The 17,821-nt window shown below is 62.0% G+C and carries 17 protein-coding genes; 11 read left to right on the top strand and 6 right to left on the bottom strand.

Features of this window, described 5'->3' with window-relative positions; genetic code table 11:
- Positions 1-216 precede the first annotated feature (216 nt).
- Positions 217-1,092, bottom strand: a complete 876-nt coding sequence (locus tag CFB10_RS13375) for a phosphodiesterase (protein ID WP_020011376.1) — start codon at positions 1,090-1,092, stop codon at positions 217-219.
- Between the two features lie 233 nt (positions 1,093-1,325).
- Here CFB10_RS13375 and CFB10_RS13370 point away from each other — a divergent pair, with 233 nt between their 5' ends.
- The gene (locus CFB10_RS13370) at positions 1,326-1,787 is read left to right on the top strand and encodes a tRNA (cytidine(34)-2'-O)-methyltransferase (protein ID WP_020011377.1); all 462 of its coding nucleotides are present in this window, start codon (positions 1,326-1,328) and stop codon (positions 1,785-1,787) included.
- Between the two features lie 172 nt (positions 1,788-1,959).
- Positions 1,960-3,612 carry a Na/Pi cotransporter family protein gene (locus CFB10_RS13365; RefSeq protein ID WP_020011378.1) on the top strand — a complete coding sequence of 551 codons (1,653 nt, stop codon included), beginning with the start codon at positions 1,960-1,962 and terminating at the stop codon, positions 3,610-3,612.
- Between the two features lie 60 nt (positions 3,613-3,672).
- Here the strand turns inward: CFB10_RS13365 and CFB10_RS13360 are convergent, their stop codons facing one another.
- The gene (locus CFB10_RS13360; RefSeq protein ID WP_004430221.1) at positions 3,673-3,948 is read right to left on the bottom strand and encodes a hypothetical protein; all 276 of its coding nucleotides are present in this window, start codon (positions 3,946-3,948) and stop codon (positions 3,673-3,675) included.
- Between the two features lie 131 nt (positions 3,949-4,079).
- On the opposite strand from CFB10_RS13360, the gene hemF reads away from it, so the two are divergent.
- The 3 genes from hemF (at position 4,080) to CFB10_RS13345 (ending at position 5,700) form a co-directional block, all read left to right on the top strand.
- Complete coding sequence (hemF, locus tag CFB10_RS13355; RefSeq protein WP_020011379.1) at positions 4,080-4,991, top strand: oxygen-dependent coproporphyrinogen oxidase; 912 nt, start codon at positions 4,080-4,082, stop codon at positions 4,989-4,991.
- 122 nt (positions 4,992-5,113) lie between these two features.
- Positions 5,114-5,383: a hypothetical protein gene (locus CFB10_RS13350; protein ID WP_020011380.1), complete on the top strand. Its 270-nt coding sequence runs from the start codon at positions 5,114-5,116 to the stop codon at positions 5,381-5,383.
- Positions 5,384-5,514: 131 nt separating this feature from the next.
- Positions 5,515-5,700, top strand: a complete 186-nt coding sequence (locus tag CFB10_RS13345) for a DUF1059 domain-containing protein (RefSeq protein ID WP_003523091.1) — start codon at positions 5,515-5,517, stop codon at positions 5,698-5,700.
- Between the two features lie 26 nt (positions 5,701-5,726).
- Here the strand turns inward: CFB10_RS13345 and CFB10_RS13340 are convergent, their stop codons facing one another.
- The 3 genes from CFB10_RS13340 to CFB10_RS13330 are packed head-to-tail and all read right to left on the bottom strand — an operon-like array spanning position 5,727 to position 8,244.
- Entirely contained in the window at positions 5,727-6,983 is a 1,257-nt protein-coding gene (locus CFB10_RS13340) for a CCA tRNA nucleotidyltransferase (RefSeq protein ID WP_020011381.1), read from the bottom strand.
- Positions 6,980-7,618 carry a CoA pyrophosphatase gene (locus CFB10_RS13335; protein WP_020011382.1) on the bottom strand — a complete coding sequence of 213 codons (639 nt, stop codon included), beginning with the start codon at positions 7,616-7,618 and terminating at the stop codon, positions 6,980-6,982. Before CFB10_RS13335 ends, CFB10_RS13340 begins: the two co-directional genes overlap by 4 nt.
- A complete protein-coding gene (locus tag CFB10_RS13330; RefSeq protein ID WP_020011383.1) occupies positions 7,615-8,244 on the bottom strand; it encodes a DUF1285 domain-containing protein in 630 nt (209 codons plus the stop codon). Before CFB10_RS13330 ends, CFB10_RS13335 begins: the two co-directional genes overlap by 4 nt.
- A gap of 175 nt (positions 8,245-8,419) precedes the next feature.
- On the opposite strand from CFB10_RS13330, the gene CFB10_RS13325 reads away from it, so the two are divergent.
- The 5 genes from CFB10_RS13325 to CFB10_RS13305 all read left to right on the top strand — a co-directional run bounded on the left by CFB10_RS13325 (position 8,420) and on the right by CFB10_RS13305 (position 15,766).
- Positions 8,420-9,430, top strand: a complete 1,011-nt coding sequence (locus tag CFB10_RS13325) for a MoxR family ATPase (RefSeq protein ID WP_003523087.1) — start codon at positions 8,420-8,422, stop codon at positions 9,428-9,430.
- A 25-nt stretch (positions 9,431-9,455) separates the two neighbouring features.
- Complete coding sequence (locus tag CFB10_RS13320; protein ID WP_020011384.1) at positions 9,456-10,370, top strand: DUF58 domain-containing protein; 915 nt, start codon at positions 9,456-9,458, stop codon at positions 10,368-10,370.
- Positions 10,367-13,177 (top strand): DUF4159 domain-containing protein, encoded by a 2,811-nt coding sequence (locus CFB10_RS13315; RefSeq protein ID WP_020011385.1) that lies wholly within the window; start codon positions 10,367-10,369, stop codon positions 13,175-13,177. Before CFB10_RS13320 ends, CFB10_RS13315 begins: the two co-directional genes overlap by 4 nt.
- Before the next feature lies 1 nt (position 13,178).
- Positions 13,179-15,263, top strand: coding sequence for a membrane protein (locus CFB10_RS13310; RefSeq protein ID WP_020011386.1), 2,085 nt, complete (start codon positions 13,179-13,181; stop codon positions 15,261-15,263).
- Positions 15,264-15,352: 89 nt separating this feature from the next.
- Positions 15,353-15,766, top strand: a complete 414-nt coding sequence (locus tag CFB10_RS13305) for a GNAT family N-acetyltransferase (protein WP_026363872.1) — start codon at positions 15,353-15,355, stop codon at positions 15,764-15,766.
- A gap of 14 nt (positions 15,767-15,780) precedes the next feature.
- On the opposite strand, the gene CFB10_RS13300 is transcribed toward CFB10_RS13305, so the two are convergent.
- Positions 15,781-16,734, bottom strand: a complete 954-nt coding sequence (locus CFB10_RS13300) for a LysR substrate-binding domain-containing protein (protein WP_020011388.1) — start codon at positions 16,732-16,734, stop codon at positions 15,781-15,783.
- Positions 16,735-16,821: 87 nt separating this feature from the next.
- Here CFB10_RS13300 and CFB10_RS13295 point away from each other — a divergent pair, with 87 nt between their 5' ends.
- Complete coding sequence (locus tag CFB10_RS13295; protein WP_020011389.1) at positions 16,822-17,787, top strand: MBL fold metallo-hydrolase; 966 nt, start codon at positions 16,822-16,824, stop codon at positions 17,785-17,787.
- Positions 17,788-17,821 lie beyond the last annotated feature (34 nt).

The raw sequence follows: 17,821 nt of genomic DNA, 5'->3' as shown, positions 1-17,821 counted from the left end.
CGACACTACTGGGGCCGGGAGGCGAATACGAATGTCATTTGGCATAAGAACCTCCCTTGGCTGGTGTTGAAGACATGGCCTTGTAGCGCAAAAATTAAGCAATGACCAGTCGGAAAGACACCGAATACGCGAGAAAACACGCAAGTGCGTCCAATACGGCGAGCGGACGGAGATGACCCGCAGGGTCTCCGCCCGTTAAACGATGCGGACGTCGCCTTATTCGGCTGCGTCCTGCGCTTCGCCGTTTTCGTAGTCGGCAATCAGCTCGGCCATTCCGGCCTGCGTGTGACGCTTCAATTCCCGGCGATCGCTGGGCTGGGGCGCAAAAGTCACGGTGAGGCCCGTATCCCTTATCGTGCCAATGGCGAAAGACGCGCCGGACAACATGCGCACGCCCTCATGCAGCCACAGCGGGTCAGTGGCGAAATGCTGGCCGATGCCGACCACGACGGGAATGCCCTGCCAGTGCGACATGCGGTCGTAGTGGATGTGGCCGGCCAGAATGCCGACGACATCATGCTCGAACAGCAATTCGTCCAGAACCTCGGTATCCTCAAAGGAGAGGGATTCCCACTCCGCATCGGGACGGTCGAAATCAAGCGCCGGCGCATGGTGCATCACCAGCAGCTTCGGCAGTTCGGGGTGGTTTTCCAGCTCATCCTCGAGCCATTCGATCTGCCCGGGCTCGAAAGCCCCGCCGACCTTGCCGGGAATGCTGGTATCCATGACGATAATGTGGATGCCGGCAATGACTTCGGCATGATCATAGGGCTCATCCAGATCCTCATGGCGACCGAGCATCACCGGATAAAAACCATCGCGACGATCGTGATTGCCGAGCGCGAAGAGCACCGGCACATCCAGTTCGGCTTCGTCCATCAGGCGTTTGAGTTCTTCATAGCTGCCGGCATCGCCCCTATTGGTCAAATCGCCGCTGACGACGATGAATTCAGGCGGCGGCACGAGCGCCTTGATCTGCGCGAGCGTCGCGGAAAGCGTGGCCGAGGTCTCGGAATAAAGATCATCATCCTGCACCTGCGGATTGCCAATATGCAGATCGGTCAGATGGACGAAATTCACCCGTTCGGACATGGAATCCTCCTGTTGTCGCGTGCAGAAAATCCGGCTCGAAATGGCCTGTCCCGACCATCACGATGGTCCGGACAGACCTGACAATACGTTGGTGAATGGGTAGCTGCGCTGTGTGTCACGCGAATGAATATCCGCTCGGGAACAACGCCTGGGAGGGACTTTTCCCAACGCACCTGTCGCCCGCCCCGCGCCCGTGATAATCGGACGGACGCTCCAACCGCAGTGAGAAGTCCATGCTCGACATCAGGATTGCCCTTTACCAGCCCGATATTCCCGGCAATACCGGCACCATCCTGCGGCTGGCCGCGTGTCTAGGCCTCGGCGTGGACATCATCGAGCCGGCCGGTTTCGATATTTCCGACCGCAATCTGAAACGGGCGGGCATGGATTATATTGCAGCGGCGGCGCTCACGCGCCATGTCAGCTGGGACCGTTTCGAGCAATGGCGGGCAACCACCGGCCGCCGGCTCGTTCTCGCCTCCACCAAGGCCGCCCTGCCCTATACTGACATCACTTACCGCACGGATGATATCCTGCTTTTCGGTCGCGAAAGTGCAGGTGTACCGGACCATGTGCATGAAAAGGCCGATGAGCGAATCATCATCCCCATGGTCGAGGGCCAGCGCTCCATCAACGTCGCCATGTCGGCGGCGATGATCACCGGCGAGGCTTTGCGCCAGACGGCATGGGCGTAAGCGCCATTTTTAACGCCAATTTTTCGGGCAAATACAAAATTTGACCGTTTTTCCTTCAAAACTGTCGCAACCCGGCCTGTACCGGGGGCGTTGAGGCTCCTATACTCTTTAGCCGGACAATAAAAATCGCCCTCGCCGGAACCATGCCCCGGCGGGTGTGAGGAGACGTCGCATGCAATCCACCATTGTCATCGTCAACCTTCTCGGCGCAGTCGCACTGCTGCTGTTCGGTCTGTCCCAGGTTAAGGACGGCGTTACCCGCGCTTTCGGCATGAAGCTGCGAAGCGTGCTGGCCACCGGCACCCAGAACGGTCCCCGTTCCTTCTTTTCCGGATTTTTTGCGACGGTGGCGCTGCAAAGCTCGACGGCGACCGCACTCACCGTCGCCTCCTTTGCGGAGCGTGACCTCATCAAGCCGCGCATGGCGCAGGTGGTGCTGCTCGGCGCCAATGTCGGCACCGCCGTTACCGCATGGATCGTGGCGGCCGGGGTGGAATGGCTGTCGCCGCTTTTGATCCTTGCGGGCATCGTGCTGAAAAAGGGCAGTTCCAACGCCAGACAGGGCGGCGGAACCGCGCTGATCGGCATCGGCCTGATGCTGCTGTCGCTGCATCTCCTAAGCGGCGCGACCGAACCGATGCGGGCCTCGCCGGCTCTCGGCGTCTTTATCGGCCTGCTTGATGGAGCATGGCCCGTCGCGCTGATCTTCTCGGCCGTGCTCGCCTTCGTCTCCTCTTCCAGCCTGGCGGTCGTGGTGCTCATCCTGTCGCTGGCCGCCACCGGCACGCTTTCCACCGGCCTCATCATCGTTCTCATTCTGGGCGCCAATCTCGGCGGCGCCATTCCGCCTGTTATCGCCACGCTTTCCGGCCCCGCCTCGGCGCGGCGCATCACCATCGGCAATCTTGTCGTGCGCACCATCGGCTGCCTCATTGCCATGCCGCTCGCCTCCTATGGCGCGGAACTCCTGCAGCAATTACCGCTTTCGCCCACGAAATTGCCCGTCGACGCCCACCTCATCTTCAACGTCATTCTGGCGGCCCTGGCCTGGCCCTTCTCCGGCCTGATATCCGACCTGATGGCAAAGCTGGTGCCGGGCGATCCGAAGACTGAAGACGGCCCGAATTTCCTCGACCAGCAGGCGCTGGATATGCCGGTCGTCGCGCTTGCCAATGCCACCCGTGAGGTCTTGAGCGTCGGCGACAGCATCGAGCGGATGCTGATCCGTGCCGAAAACGCCTTCAAGCACAATGATCTGGCGCCGCTTCAGGAAGTCTCCCTGCTCGAAAAGAAGGTCGACCGCCGTCAGCAGGAAGTGAAGGTCTATCTGTCGCAGCTGGGGCGCAAGGGGCTTTCCGACGAGGAAGCCCGCCGTTCGATCGCCATCATCGATTATGCGATCAATCTCGAACATATCGGCGATATCATCGAAAAGGGCATCTGCGAGCAGATCCGCAAGAAGGTGCTGAACAGCTTCAAATTTTCCGATGACGGTTATGAGGAGCTGAAAACCCTGTTCGACATGACCATCGAGAACCTGCGCGCCGCCCAGAGCATTCTGGTGACCGGCGATTTCGAGCTTGCCCGCCGGTTGATGGAAAGCAAGGTGGATATACGCCGCCTCGAAAAACAGTCCTCCAACCGGCACTTGGAGCGGCTGCGCGACGGGCTGACGGAAAGCATGCAGACCAGCTCGCTGCATCTCGACATGCTGCGCGACCTGAAGCGGATCAACGCCCATATCGTTTCGGTGGCGCATCCCATCCTGGATGAAAGCGGCGTGCTGATCGAAAGCCGCCTGCGTTACGCGGAGCCGCGTGCCTGAGCATTTCCAGGAAAAGTGGCCCCCGGTTTTCCGTCCGGAAATGCGAAAACGCTCTAAAACTCAATCGGCCGAGGGAAGCCGCCGCATGGTGAATTCGATGCGGTCGCCCTCAAGCTGCCGCCAGCTTTCCACTTCCGTCCAATAGGCCGCTTTGGGAAAGCTGTCGAACCATTCGCGCGCCTTGGCGCGGGCTTCCTCGCGGCCGAGACAGAAGGTCTGGCGCACGAACATGCCGTCACGCTTTTGTTCACCGCCGGCGCTTTCGCGTTCCTTGCGATGATTGGCGATCCTGCGCTTCAGCCCGTCGAGGGGCGGCGGTCCGGCAAATTTCGTCATGATATTCACCTCTGGCACCTACATCGATAAAGATAGTGTCGGCGCACCGCCTTGGCGAGTCGAATTTGTGCGCGGCGCAAACACCTGCTAGAGGCGGCGGGGAACGGACTTCACCGCAGGAGAAAGAAGATATGGAACGGCCAATCTTGCCGAAGGGCTTGCCCGAGGACATCGAAGACAAGAAGGCCACAGCCGAAGCCTGGTTCCAGCATCTGCGCGACACCATCGTCGCCTCCTTCGAAACCCTGGAAAACGATCTCACCGGCCCTCTTTCCGATCAGGAGCCCGGCCGTTTCGTGCAGAAAGACTGGCTGCGCGACAATGGCGAAGGCGGCGGCGGCAAGATGTCGATGATGGAAGGCCGCGTCTTTGAAAAGGTCGGCGTGCACACCTCCACCGTCTATGGCGAGTTTTCGCCCGAGTTCCGCAAGCAGATACCGGGAGCGGAAGAAGACCCGCGTTTCTGGGCTTCCGGCCTCTCCCTCATCGCCCACCCGGTCAATCCCAATGTGCCGGCGGTACATATGAACACCCGCATGGTCGTCACCACCAGCCACTGGTTCGGCGGCGGCGCGGACCTGACGCCGGTGCTTGGCCGCAGGCGCACGCAGCAGGACGCCGATACCCAGCTGTTCCACCGCGCCTTCGAGATCACCTGCAACCGCCATCCCGTCGCGGACTATCCGCGATACAAGACCTGGTGCGACGAGTATTTCTTCCTGAAGCACCGCAATGAGCCGCGCGGCACCGGCGGCATCTTTTTCGACTGGCTGCATCCTGACGAGGAAAAAGGCGGCTGGGGCGCCAATTTCACCTTCGTGCAGGATGTCGGCCGCGCCTTCAATCTCGTTTATCCGAAGATCGTCCGCGCCAATTTCAATCAGAACTGGACGGAAGAGGACCGCGACGAGCAGCTTATCCGCCGCGGCCGCTACGTGGAGTTCAACCTGCTTTATGACCGCGGCACGATCTTCGGCCTGAAGACGGGCGGAAACGTCGAATCGATTCTCTCCTCGCTGCCGCCGGTGGTGCGCTGGCCTTAAAAAACCTCACGCAAATTTGACGCTCATCAGCCATTTTGTCGCAAATAGCGCAAATTAGGACTTATGGAAAAATCAAGGCAGTGGTAGTCTCCTCCCGCAGACGTACTGGAGGAGCTATCGTCATGATTACTTCGAACAGCATGCCTATCTCTGCTTCCGTCGAGGAAGCGCCGCAATCCATCGATACCCCTGATCTGATCGACCGCCTGGCAGCGGAAATGCGCGCCACGGGTGATCGTGAACTGCCGCATTCCTTTTATGTCGAACAGGTGAAGCGCTCCCTTGCCGGACAAAAAACGGCACGGCGGGCGGCCAATGACGAAATGCCTCGTACAAAAATTCCGGCAGCTGGCACATCCTCTGTGTTCCAGTGCTGGGCAATGCCCGAATAGGGGGCCCGAATACGGGCCCGAACAGGGTTGAAGGACGCTGCTCTGGAACATTAGCGGCGAACTTTCGTTTCATGTCCGAAGGACAGCATGTCACTTCATGCTGTCCTTCGCTGAAACAGGGAGGCAAGACAATGAGACTTTTTGAATGCGGAACGCTCGTGCCCGGTTGTGCCTGGCATACGCGCGCAGATGACGACGCTGAAGTCGTCCGCCGCACGGTGGAGCACATGCGCTCGGCCCACGGCGAAACCGTCATCCGCGAAAACATGATCGAGAACATCAAATCCCGCATCCGCGACGAGGCAAATGCGGCTTAGGCCGCAACGCCTTCGTTGCTGCGACTTCAATTCTCCAGCATATCCTTCAGCCGGGCGGTCAGCGCTGCCCGGTCAAGGGAGAAATTAACGTCGATCCACTTTTCCTCAAGGCTTTTCAGCACTTCGCCCACCTTCGGGCCAGCCTCGACGCCTGCCGCCATCACATCCGCGCCGCTCAGGGGGAAGCCGGGCCTGTGGAATTTTTCCGCCCGCGCCAGCAGGGTCGAAAGCCGCGCCACCTTCTGCATGGCCGTGTCGCCAGCCGAAACATCGGCACGGGCGGCGGCGAGCGCAAGTTTCATCCGCATTTTCACACCTTCGACGCCCTGACGGTAAAGCAGCCGGTCAAGCGCCGTCTCCTTCATCTCGGGGTCGACAGCCGGAGCCGAAGCCCAACGGGCAAGAGAGGCAGCCTCGGCTTTTGACAGCCGCAGACGCGCGGCAAGAGCGGCCAGCCTGTCCCTATCAGGCGGCAGGATGGCGGCAAGCCGCAGCATCGGGTCCACCGCCCAGCTGAGAGCCTGCTCCGCCGCCACCAGCCCGTGAATGGCGTCGATACCCCACTTCTCGGTCTCGGGAAGAATTTCCGTCAGAACACCCGATTGCCGCATCCAGAGTAGGGCGCGGGAGGGATCGCGCGCGCAAAGCAGCTTTTTCAATTCGCTCCATACCCGCTCAGCCGAAAGGGTCGCCAGCTTGTCCTTGGCCCGCGCGCTGGCCCGCAAGCCGTCGGCATCAGGACGTCCGGAGCCGTAATGCGCGAAAAAGCGGAAAAAGCGCAGAATCCGCAGGTAATCTTCCGAAATCCGCATCGCCGCATCGCCGATGAAGCGCACGGTTCCGGTTTCGATATCTGGCAGCCCATCGATAAGATCAATGATCTCGCCTTTTTCATCGGCGTAGAGAGCATTGATGGTGAGATCGCGCCGCTCGGCGTCGGTCTGCCAGTCGGTGCCGAAAGCCACCTGCGCGTGGCGGCCATTGGTCTCGACATCACGGCGCAGCGTCGTTACCTCGAAACCTTCGCCATCGATCACCAGCGTTACCGTGCCGTGCTCGATGCCTGTAGGCACCGCCTTGATCCCCGCAACCTTCGCCCGCGCCACCACCACGTCAGGGGTGAGCGTCGTCGCCAGGTCGACATCGACGACCGACAGGTCCATCAGCGCATTGCGCACGGCGCCGCCGACGATCCGCACCTCGCCGCCGTCGGCATTCAGAAGCGCGAATATGCGCTTCAGCGCCGGTTTTTCGAACCAGTCCCGCCCGGCAAGGCTGCTCATGAATAAAACCTCTCGTAAATCGTCCTGACGATGCCCGCCGTAATGCCCCAAATGTAGCGTTCGCCATAGGGCATTTCATAGAAAAACCGCTCCTTCCCCTGAAAGATGCGGCTGCCGCGCCCGTGGTTAGCCGGGTCCATCAGAAAGGACAGCGGCACCTCGAAAACCTCATCAACTTCCGTTGGATTAAGCGTCAGGTCAAAACCGGGACGGACGACCGACAGTACCGGCTTGATGCGAAAACCCGTCCCGGAAATATAATCCGGCAGGCGCCCCACCGTTTCCACGAAAGACCTGGAAAGGCCGATTTCCTCTTCCGTCTCGCGCAGGGCCGCCTCTTCCGGCGTGCGGTCTTCAGCATCGATGCCGCCGCCTGGAAAGGAAATCTGGCCGGAATGTTTGCGCAAAGTGGAGGTGCGCTGTGTGAAGATTACCCGCGCTTCGTTGCCGTCATCGATAACAGGCACCAGCACGGCGGCATCCTTCAGCCTTATGCCGTTTCCAGAGAGAATAACGCCCGGATTGAGCAGGTGATCGCCATTCTCCCGCTCGGCCACGCCCTCGCCTTCCTGCAGCACCCGGTGGCGGAAATCGGCAGCGGTAAAGGATTGAAGGCCCGTTGTCGTCATCGTCATTGCGAAAGCCGTTCCAGTTCATTGGCTGGCATCACGGGAAAGACAATCCCGCCCGAGCGTACGGCGAACATGTCGATACCATCAACGTCGATCACTTCACCGAGCGCGACGAGATCATACATCACCGCCCGCGAGACCAGCGCTTCCAGCCTGCCGCGCACCAGAAGATAGGGTTTCAATTCGCGGTTCTCACCGAAAATTTCGAACCGCAGCGGATGCTCCGGCCCCGCCTCCACCACATCACCGACATTGGTGCGGAAGGTAAGCAGCGGCTCGCCATCCCTCTCACCCGCGGTCACCTTCATCTCGACGGCGACGAAAGGCGCATCCACGACGCGGATGCCGACTTTTTCCACAGGAGTTACGAGATAGGTTTTGCCGTCCTCATCCTTGCGCAGAACGGTGGAAAAGAGCCGCACCAGCGGCGCTCTGCCGATGGGCGTGCCGAGGTAGAACCAGGTGCCGTCGGCGCGAATTTCCATGTCGAGATCGCCGCAAAAGGGGGGATTCCAGCGCTCAACCGGGGCCGGCCCGCGCTTGGCATCGCCAGTCTGTTCGGCAGCACGGGAAATCATCGCCGCCAGCCCCGCCGCATCGCCTGCCGAATTTATCGTCTCCGCTGCCATATTCGAGTCTCGCTTTGCCGATAAGGAAATACTAAGTCACGACATAGTCATTCGAATGGCGCTTGTCAGCGGCCAAGAGAGCAATAAGCTATATGCAGCGCAAAATCCGTCCCGGCCAGCGGCCAGCAAAACCGGGATGCGACTGTGACAGCGGCGAAGGTATGAGGAGAGCGACATGGGCGTGATGAATACCGGCGAAACCCTCGATGAAAAGGCCATCGTCGCCGCGGCCGAAAAGGCGCTTTCCGACATTGCGGCGATCCGCACGGAAGTTTCCAAGGTCATTTTCGGTCAGGAAAAAGTGGTGCAGAACACGCTTCTCGCCATCCTCTCGGGCGGCCACGCATTGCTCGTCGGTGTTCCCGGCCTTGCCAAGACCAAGCTCGTCACCACGCTCGGCACCGTGCTCGGCCTCGACGCCAATCGCATCCAGTTCACGCCAGATCTCATGCCGTCGGATATTCTCGGCTCCGAGGTCATGGATCAGGATGAGAACGGTCGCCGTTCCTTCCGTTTCATCAAGGGTCCGATTTTCGGCCAGCTGCTGATGGCCGACGAAATCAACCGCGCCAGCCCGCGCACGCAGTCCGCGCTTCTGCAGGCCATGCAGGAATATCACATCACCATGGCCGGCCAGACCTATGAGCTGCCGAAGCCGTTCCACGTTCTGGCCACCCAGAACCCGCTGGAACAGGAAGGCACCTATCCGCTGCCGGAAGCCCAGCTCGACCGCTTCCTGCTGCAGGTCGATGTCGGTTATCCCGAGCTTGCCGCCGAACGCCAGATCCTGCTCGACACGACGGGCACCGCCTCAGGCGAAGCACGCGGTGTGATCGATGCCGGGCGCCTGATGGAAATCCAGGCCCTCATCCGCCAGATGCCGGTCAGCGACAAGGTGGTGGATGCAATCCTGTCACTCGTGCGCTCCGCCCGCCCCGGCCATGGCAACAAATTGACCGACAAACACGTTGTCTGGGGCCCGGGTCCGCGCGCAGGACAGTCGCTGATGCTGACCGCCCGCGCCCGTGCGCTCTACGAAGGCAGGCTCGCACCGTCGCTGGACGATGTCCATGCGCTGGCCGAGCCGGTGCTGGAACACCGCATGGCGCTGACGTTTGCGGCCCGCGCCGAAGGCATGTCGGTGCGCGATGTCATCGCAGCCCTCGTGGAGCAGGCGAAGAACTGAAAGCACGTTCGCGAAAGGACTGCATGTGGCATCCATCGGCCAGATCGTAGACAAGACGCCGGGTAGCGAAGTTCTGGCGCGTGCACGCCAGCGCGCAGCCCTGGTGCCGGACTGCATGGTCGAGGCAAAGCGCATCGCCAACACCGTCACCGCCGGCTGGCATGGCCGCCGCAAGCGTGGAATCGGTGAAAATTTCTGGCAGTTCCGTCCCTATGCCGAAGGCGAGAGCCTATCGCGCATCGACTGGCGGCGCTCGGCCCGCGACGACCATACCTATGTGCGCGACCGGGAATGGGAAGCCGCCCATACCATCTGGCTCTGGGCCGACATGTCGCCGTCGATGATGTTCAAATCCACCCTCGGCTCGGTCTCCAAGGAAAGCCGGGCGCTGGTGCTGATGCTGGCGCTGGCGGAAATCCTTGCGCGCTCGGGCGAGCGCATCGGTTGTCCTGGTATCATGGAGCCGGTCTCGGCCAGAAATGCCGCCGAACGGCTGGCCGCCGCCATCATGCATGCGCCGCTCACGACAGGCATGCCGGAAACGGGCATGATCCGCGGCGCAAGCGACATCGTCCTCATCGGCGATTTTCTCGATGATGCGAAAAATGTGATGGAGCGGATTTCGCCGCTCGCACGGCGGGGCCTGCGCGGCCATGTGGTGGAAATCGCCGATCCGGCCGAGGAAACCTTCCCCTATTCCGGCCGCACCGAGTTCTCCGATCCGGAAACCGGCGAAAAACTCGTGTCCGGCCGCGCCGAAACCATTCGCGAGGATTACACCCGCGCCTATCTCGCAAGACGCGAGGCGCTGTCCTCATCGCTGCGCCGTCTCGGCTGGAACTTCGTGTTCCACCGCACCGATCATCTCGCTTCCGAGGCGCTCGTCGCCGTTCACATGTATCTTTCCGGCGCGCCCGCGCAAGGCGGTGGCCGCCGATGAGCGCATTGCCTTTCGTGTTTACCAGTCCCTACATCCTCTTCGGCCTTCTGGCGCTGCCCGCCATCTGGTGGCTGCTGCGGCTCACCCCGCCGCGCCCCAAGGCGGAAGTGTTTCCGCCGCTGAAAATTTTGGCGACTGTGCTGAAGCGCGAGGAAACGCCGTCGAAAAGCCCGTGGTGGCTGACCCTTCTGCGCATGGCGCTCGCCGCCGCCGTGATTTTCGCCCTGGCGGACCCGGTGGTAAACCCGCGCAACAGCAGCATCGCCGGCAGCGGTCCGCTGGTGCTCGTGGTCGATAATAGCTGGGCTTCCGCACCCGACTGGGAGCGGCGCGTGGCAACCGCGCAAGCTCTGATCGGAGATGCCGAACGGGCCGAACGCCCCGTCTCCATCGTTTTCACCGCCGACGCCGAACATGACGCCGTGCCGGGAACGACAGCCGTGGCGCTGGACAAGCTCGCCGCAGCAAAACCGAAGCCGCTGGTTCCCGATCGTATCCGCACGGCAGAGGCCATCACCGAAGCGCTGAACGGCACGCCCCCCGGCACGCTCGCCTATATCACCGACGGCGTGCAGAGTGCGCAGGATGAAAGCGCGATGAGAACGCTTGCCAGTCTCTCGCCTGCCGAATTCCGCATCGTGAAGGGCGACGGAAAGGCGATCACCGCCATATCAGGCGCCACCAACAATGCCGACGCCATGAGCGTCACGCTTTCGCGGCTGGATACGGCCGAAGCCGCCCGGCTGACCGTCAATGCGCAGGACAGCCAGGGCCGCATTCTCGCCAATGGCACCGCCAGCTTTGCGCCCGGCGAGGCCGAGGCCACGGCGACGGTGGAAGCGCCCTTCGAACTGCGCAATGATTTCGCCCGCCTTTCCCTCGAAGGCGTATCGACGGCAGGTGCGGTGCATCTTCTCGATGACGGCTTCCGCCGTCGCCGCGTGGCGCTGCTCGCCGGCGAAACCGGCAATGATTTCCAGCCGCTGCTGCAACCGCTTTATTATATCAGCCGCGCGCTTCAGCCGTTTGCCGATCTCATCCCGCAGCGGCAGGCCGATCTGGCGCAGGCGATCCCGGAAATCCTGCAATCCAACCCCTCCGTCATCGTCATGGCCGATATCGGTCGCCTGCCGCAGGAAACCTATGAGCCGATGCAGCGGTGGCTCGCCGGCGGCGGCACGCTGATCCGTTTTGCCGGTCCGCGCCTTGCCGCGGCCCCAGCCGACGATCCGCTGGTGCCGGTAACGCTGAGGCAGGGCGAACGCGCACTTGGCGGTGCGCTCTCCTGGGCCGAGCCGCAGCCGCTTGCCGATTTCCCGAACTTTGGCGCCTTCGCCGGCATGCCGAAGGCCGATGGTATTCTGGTCAAGCGTCAGGTTCTGGCCGAACCGACACCGGATCTGGCTGAGCGCACCTGGGCCAGCCTTGCCGATGGCACGCCGCTCGTCACCACCCGTAACGTCGAAGCCGGCCGCATCGTGCTCTTCCATGTCAGCGCCGAGGCGAGCTGGTCCGATCTGCCGATCTCAGGCCATTTCGTCGACATGCTGCGCCGTATCGTGCAATTGTCGAAGGCGGGCGGCGCTTCCGCCAACGCCAATGCCCCGGCCGCCGCCCTGCCGCCCTTCCGCCTCCTGACGGCCGAAGGCGCTCTGTCGGCCGAAATCGGCACCGCTCGGCCGCTGGAAATGCGCGCAGGCCAGCCGCCTCGCACCGGTTTCGACAATCCCCCCGGCCTTTATGGCACAGAGGATGGCTTCGTGGCTCTCAATCTCTTAGCCGCTGGCGCGACGCTTCGCCCGCTCGATACGTCGGCCGCAGGTATCAGCACGTCAAGCGAAGCGCTGATCGGCGAAACGGCAAAATCCCTGCGCCCCGCCCTTTTCATCGCCGCCTTCCTGATGCTGATTGCAGATAGCCTGATCGTGCTCTTCATGAACGGCGCTTTCGCGCGCCTGCCGAAAGCCCGCAGCGCGACAGTTGCCACGCTGCTGCTGGCGCTCGGCGCCTTTGCCGCCATGTCGCCAACCGACGCCCGCGCCGACGATCCCAAACCCGGCGACGAGCAGATTTTCGAACGGCTGGACACCACCCATCTCGCTTACGTCCGCACCGGCGAAGACGATGTCGACCGCGTTTCCGAGCAGGGCCTGCAGGGCCTCAGCGAATTCCTGACCTGGCGCACGACGCTGGAGCCCGGCCAGCCGGTCGGCCTCGATATTTCCAAGGATGAGTTGTCCTTCTATCCCATCATCTACTGGCCGGTTTCCGCCACGGCACCAATGCCGTCAAGCGCCGCCATCTCGCGTATCGACGCCTATATGCGCGCTGGCGGCACCGTGCTGTTCGATACGCGCGACCAGTTCTCTTCGCTCGATACCGGCGCGACGAGCCCCAACGGCGAACGTCTGCAGGCGATCCTCGCCAATATCGACATTCCGCCGCTGGAGCCGGTGCCGGAAGACCATGTTCTGACGCGGTCCTTTTACCTGCTCACCAATTTCCCCGGCCGTTACAACGGCTCTCCGCTCTGGGTGGAATCGCGGCAGGGCGCAGCCAAGACCACGTCGGGCCTTTCTTCCTCCGGCGACGGCGTGACGCCGATCATGATCACGGGCAATGATTTTGCCGGCGCATGGGCCGTTGATGCGCAGGGCGCGCCGGTTCTGCCAACCGTGCCGCCAGACGAGATGCAGCGTGAACACGCCTTCCGCTCCGGCGTCAACATCATGATGTATATGCTGACCGGCAACTACAAGGCCGATCAGGTCCACGTTCCCGCACTTCTCGAACGGTTGGGGCAGTGACATGACATTGACCTTCGCCCCCTTCCTGCCGTGGATCGTAATCGCCGTTCTGGCCGTCGCGGCCCTCGCCCTTTCCTTCATCGGCCTGTGGCGCGGCGTGCGCGGCGCATGGCTGCGTGGGCTGGCGCTCGCCGCCCTGCTTGCCGCCATCGCCAATCCGCTTCTGACGCAGGAGGAGCGCGAGCCGCTCTCCACCATCGTGCCCGTCATCGTCGACCGCTCGCAGAGCCAGGACGTGCAGGACCGGCCGCAAATGACCGATACCGCGCTGGAGACACTGAAAGACCGGCTCTCGCGCTTCCCGCGCATTGAGCCGCGCATCGTGGAAGTCCGCGACAATGGTGAGAGCGATTCCCCCTCCACGCAGCTTTTCTCGGCGCTTTCCTCCGCCGTCTCGGATGTCTCACCGTCCCGCGTCGGCGGCGCGATCTTCCTCAGCGACGGCCAGATTCACGATATTCCCAACGCCTTGCCCAATGCCGAACAGGCGCTGGGCTTTCGGGCGCCTGTTCATGGGCTGATCACCGGCAAGGCCGATGAATTCGACCGCCGTATCGAAATCGTCCGCGCCCCGCGCTTCGGCATCGTCAACGAGGAACAGCAGCTGACGCTGCGCGTCTTCGATGACGGCCGCCCTTCCGGCGGCGGTTCGGCTGAGGTGACGGTGAAGATGAATGGCGAAGAAATCGCCACGCTGCAGGCCACGCCCGGCCAGCCGACGCCGTTCAGCTTCAAGGTTCCGCGCGGCGGCAACAATGTCATGGAGTTTTCCGTCGCCGAGCTTCCGGGCGAAATAACGGCCGCCAATAACCGCGCCGTTCACCTGATCGAAGGCATCCGCCAGAACCTGCGCGTGCTGCTGGTCTCCGGCGAACCCCATGCCGGTGAACGCGCCTGGCGCAATCTCCTGAAATCCGACGCCTCTGTCGATCTGGTGCATTTCACCATTCTGCGCCCGCCGGAAAAACAGGATGGCACGCCGATCAACGAACTCTCGCTGATCGCCTTCCCCACCCGCGAACTGTTCGTCGAGAAGATCAATGATTTCGATCTCATCATCTTCGACCGCTACCAGCATCGCGGCGTGCTGCCGATCCTTTATTACGATTACATCGCCCAATATGTCGAAAAAGGCGGCGCGCTGCTGATTGCCGCCGGGCCGGAACATGCCGGTCAGGATTCGATCGCCATGACGCCTCTGGCCTCCGTGCTGCCGGCACAGCCGACCGGTCAGGTGCATCAGGCCGCCTTTTATCCGCGCCTTTCGGAAGCGGGCAAGAAACACCCCGTCACCCGGGGGCTGGAAGGCTCGGGCAACGAGCCGCCGCAATGGGGCCGCTGGTTCCGCACCATCAGCGTCGACCCGCCGCAGGGCCAGACCGTGATGCTGGGCGACGGACAGGACCCGCTGCTGGTGCTGAACCGGCAGGGTGAAGGCCGTGTCGCCATGCTGCTGTCGGATCAGGGCTGGCTGTGGGCCCGCGGTTACGAAGGCGGTGGCCCGCATGTGGCGCTTTACCGCCGCATCGCCCACTGGCTGATGAAGGAGCCGGAGCTTGAAGAAGAGGCGCTGACGGCGCGCGCCAACGGCCGCACATTGCAGATCACCCGCCAGACCATTGGCGACGATCCCGGTCAGGCAAGCGTGCGTTTCCCTTCCGGCAAAACGGAAAATATGGCCTTCACCAGCACCGAGCCCGGTCTTTACAGGATTGAGCGCCGCATGGATGAAACCGGCCTGTTCGAAATCAAGAACGGCGATTTCACCACCCTCGTCCATGTCGGCGCGGTGGATGCGCCGGAATTCAAGGCGATGATTTCGACGACCGAAACGCTGAAACCGCTGGCCGACGCCACCAAGGGCAGCGTGCACCGTATCGCCGATAACTCCGGCCGTATCGCCCTGCCCGATATATTGCCCGTCCGCGGCGATATCAGGGTTGCCGATGAGGATCGCATGCTGATACGCATGACCGACGAGACGGTGCTGAAAGGCGTCAACACCCTGCCGCTCTTTGCCGGTTTTGCCGGGCTTGCCGCCCTGCTGCTCGCCTTCTCCGCGCTCTGGTGGCGTGAGGGCCGGTAAGGGCGTTTCGGCCCGGCGGCAGCGCCGGGCTTTCCCGTCTCCGATTGGAAATCGAAAGCGGTCGCCGCCCGGCGTCTGGAGAAAAAACCATGAATTTCATTTTGAGCGATGTCGCGGATGCCGAGGCCGAAAAGGCCATCCGCGATCCGCTGGTGGCCTATAATCTTGCCCGTTTCGGCGAAAGCGACAAACGCGAGCTCATCATCACCATCCGTGACGACGAAAACATTGTTACCGGCGGTCTGGTTGGCCACACCGCCCGCGGCTGGCTTTACGTGCAGCTTCTTTTCATACCGGAAACCATGCGCGGTCAGGGCACAGGCCCCAAGCTGCTTGCAATGGCCGAGGAAGAAGCAAGAAAACGCGGCTGCATGGGGGCCTATATCGACACGATGAACCCGGATGCCCTGAGAACCTACGAGCGCTACGGGTTCACCAAAATCGGCTCGCTTGGTCCCCTTTCCAGCGGCCAGTCGATCACCTGGCTGGAGAAGCGGTTCTAGATTGCAGAAAGCTGCTAAGCCGCGATCCCCGATACCTCACCATCCACCGTCCGGCCCATAGCCTCGCGGATTTGCTGGCGAAGCCACACGGCCCCGGCATCCGCATCGGTCTGCAAGGCCCAGACCATGGCGACGGGTGGGAAATTCAACACCACCGGCACCGGGCTTATTTCCAGCCCCAGCAACGGCGCATAACGCAGCGCGATACGCGAGGAGACGGTCGCCAGCACTGCCGAGGATCGCGCCGTTGCCAGTACCGAGAGGAAATCCGGCGCGGCGGCAACGACGTCGATTTCCAAGCCGCTCAGTTCCAGCGCGTCCTTGATGCAGCCGTGCAGGCTGTCCGTCTGCGATATGACCGCATGTTTGGCCGCCATATAGGCGTCCAGTCCCACGGGATTGGGAAGATCAAGCAGAGCCGGGTTGAAACAGCAGAGTACGCTGGAAGAATAGAGCGGTTCGCAATGGTGGCGCTGCTCTTTCGAATAGGTGCATCCGACAGCCATGTCGATCACACCCGTATCCAGCATCGCCGTGATTTCCTGCTCCTGCCCGTTGCGGGCGAGAATGCGGATACCGGGCGCAATTTCCCGCAACCGCGCCGTCAGATCCGGCAAAAGCAACAGTTCCACCTCGCTCGACATGCCCAGCCGGAATGTGCGGCGCTCCGTTGCCGGATCGAACACATCCGCCGTCAGCACCGCCGCCTGCGCCTGCCTGAGCGCCTGTCGCACCGGCCCGGCCAGATTGAGCGCCCGCGCCGTCGGTTTCATCTCCTGCCCCACGCGGATGAAAAGCTCGTCCTGAAACAGGGTCCGCAGGGTGGAGATATTATGGCTCATGGCCGGCTGCTGGATTTTCAGCCGTCGCGCGGCGCGCGTGACATTCATCTCCTCCATCATTGCATCGAAGGCGATGAGAAGATTGAGGTCAAAGGAACGGAGATTGAAATGATCGATAGTTTGCATAAGTCACATCGATTTGATTGCTGGCCTCTCTACACTTAGCTGGAGTTCGGAAACTTTCAAGACGTTCCCCGAACCCAGGAGCCCTCAATGCCCTCACGTCGCTCACTTCTCAAAGGCGCTGTCAGCGCCATCATCGCCGCCCCCTTCGTTGCGCCCTCCCTCGCCTTCGCCAAGGCGCCGCTCGTCGCCACCCAGGCGCCCGGCTTCTACCGGCTGATGATCGGCAAGGTGGAAGTCACCGCGCTTTCGGACGGCGTCATCGCGCTGCCGCTCGCCAAAATCTACACCAACACCACGCCGGAGCATGCGACAAAGGTCCTGCAGGACGCCTTCCTGCCGGAAGAAACGCCCACCTCCGTCAATGCCTTTCTCGTCAACACCGGCGACAGGCTGGTGCTGATCGATGCCGGCACCGGCACCTATCTCGGCCCGAGCCTCGGCCGGCTCGTCGCCAATATCGAGGCATCAGGCTACAAGGCGGGGGAGATAGACGATGTCATCCTCACCCATATCCATACCGACCACTCCGGCGGGCTGTCTACGGATGGCAAACGCGTCTTTGCCAATGCGACCCTGCACGTCAACAAGCGCGAAGCCGCTTTCTGGCTTGATGAGGCAAAGGCCAAGGCAGCGCCCGAGGCGCTGAAGAAGGGTTATGCCGAAGCGAAGGAAAGCATCCAGCCCTATATCGATGCCGGCAAGTTCGAGACATTCGGTGATAATGCCGCGCCGGTTCCCGGCCTCGGCTCAATCCTTTATGCCGGTCATACGCCGGGCCACAGCGGCATCGTTCTGGAAAGCGACGGCGAGAAAATCGTCTTCTGGGGCGATATCACCCATGGCGATATCCTCCAGTTCGATGAGCCTGATGTCGCAATCGAATTCGACGTCGACCAGAAGGCTGCCGTCGTCGCCCGCGATCTGGCGTTCAAACAGGCGGTGGAAGGCAGGTATCTGGTGGCAGGCGCGCATATCGCCTTCCCCGGCATAGGCCATGTGCGCACCGACAGCACGAATTATGATTGGCTGCCGGTCAATTACACGACGCTTTAACCGCAAACAGCATGGCCTGATCCTTGACGCTCAG

Source organism: Agrobacterium sp. 719_389, assembly GCF_900188475.1.
Taxonomy (GTDB): Bacteria; Pseudomonadota; Alphaproteobacteria; order Rhizobiales; family Rhizobiaceae; genus Agrobacterium; species Agrobacterium radiobacter.
The sequence above is the reverse complement of the archived record's forward strand: the minus strand, read 5'-3'. Positions and strand labels throughout refer to the sequence as shown.

What these genes read in the sequence shown, in the direction of transcription:
- CFB10_RS13315 (WP_020011385.1), top strand. Translation starts at nt 10,367, where the DNA reads ATGAGCGCATTGCCTTTCGTGTTTACCAGTCCCTACATCCTCTTCGGC.
- CFB10_RS13335 (WP_020011382.1), bottom strand. Translation starts at nt 7,618, where the DNA reads ATGACGATGACGACAACGGGCCTTCAATCCTTTACCGCTGCCGATTTC.
- CFB10_RS13350 (WP_020011380.1), top strand. Translation starts at nt 5,114, where the DNA reads ATGATTACTTCGAACAGCATGCCTATCTCTGCTTCCGTCGAGGAAGCG.
- CFB10_RS13295 (WP_020011389.1), top strand. Translation starts at nt 16,822, where the DNA reads ATGCCCTCACGTCGCTCACTTCTCAAAGGCGCTGTCAGCGCCATCATC.
- CFB10_RS13300 (WP_020011388.1), bottom strand. Translation starts at nt 16,734, where the DNA reads ATGCAAACTATCGATCATTTCAATCTCCGTTCCTTTGACCTCAATCTT.
- CFB10_RS13365 (WP_020011378.1), top strand. Translation starts at nt 1,960, where the DNA reads ATGCAATCCACCATTGTCATCGTCAACCTTCTCGGCGCAGTCGCACTG.
- CFB10_RS13340 (WP_020011381.1), bottom strand. Translation starts at nt 6,983, where the DNA reads ATGAGCAGCCTTGCCGGGCGGGACTGGTTCGAAAAACCGGCGCTGAAG.
- CFB10_RS13325 (WP_003523087.1), top strand. Translation starts at nt 8,420, where the DNA reads ATGGGCGTGATGAATACCGGCGAAACCCTCGATGAAAAGGCCATCGTC.
- hemF (WP_020011379.1), top strand. Translation starts at nt 4,080, where the DNA reads ATGGAACGGCCAATCTTGCCGAAGGGCTTGCCCGAGGACATCGAAGAC.
- CFB10_RS13375 (WP_020011376.1), bottom strand. Translation starts at nt 1,092, where the DNA reads ATGTCCGAACGGGTGAATTTCGTCCATCTGACCGATCTGCATATTGGC.
- CFB10_RS13330 (WP_020011383.1), bottom strand. Translation starts at nt 8,244, where the DNA reads ATGGCAGCGGAGACGATAAATTCGGCAGGCGATGCGGCGGGGCTGGCG.
- CFB10_RS13370 (WP_020011377.1), top strand. Translation starts at nt 1,326, where the DNA reads ATGCTCGACATCAGGATTGCCCTTTACCAGCCCGATATTCCCGGCAAT.
- CFB10_RS13305 (WP_026363872.1), top strand. Translation starts at nt 15,353, where the DNA reads ATGAATTTCATTTTGAGCGATGTCGCGGATGCCGAGGCCGAAAAGGCC.
- CFB10_RS13310 (WP_020011386.1), top strand. Translation starts at nt 13,179, where the DNA reads ATGACATTGACCTTCGCCCCCTTCCTGCCGTGGATCGTAATCGCCGTT.
- CFB10_RS13345 (WP_003523091.1), top strand. Translation starts at nt 5,515, where the DNA reads ATGAGACTTTTTGAATGCGGAACGCTCGTGCCCGGTTGTGCCTGGCAT.
- CFB10_RS13360 (WP_004430221.1), bottom strand. Translation starts at nt 3,948, where the DNA reads ATGACGAAATTTGCCGGACCGCCGCCCCTCGACGGGCTGAAGCGCAGG.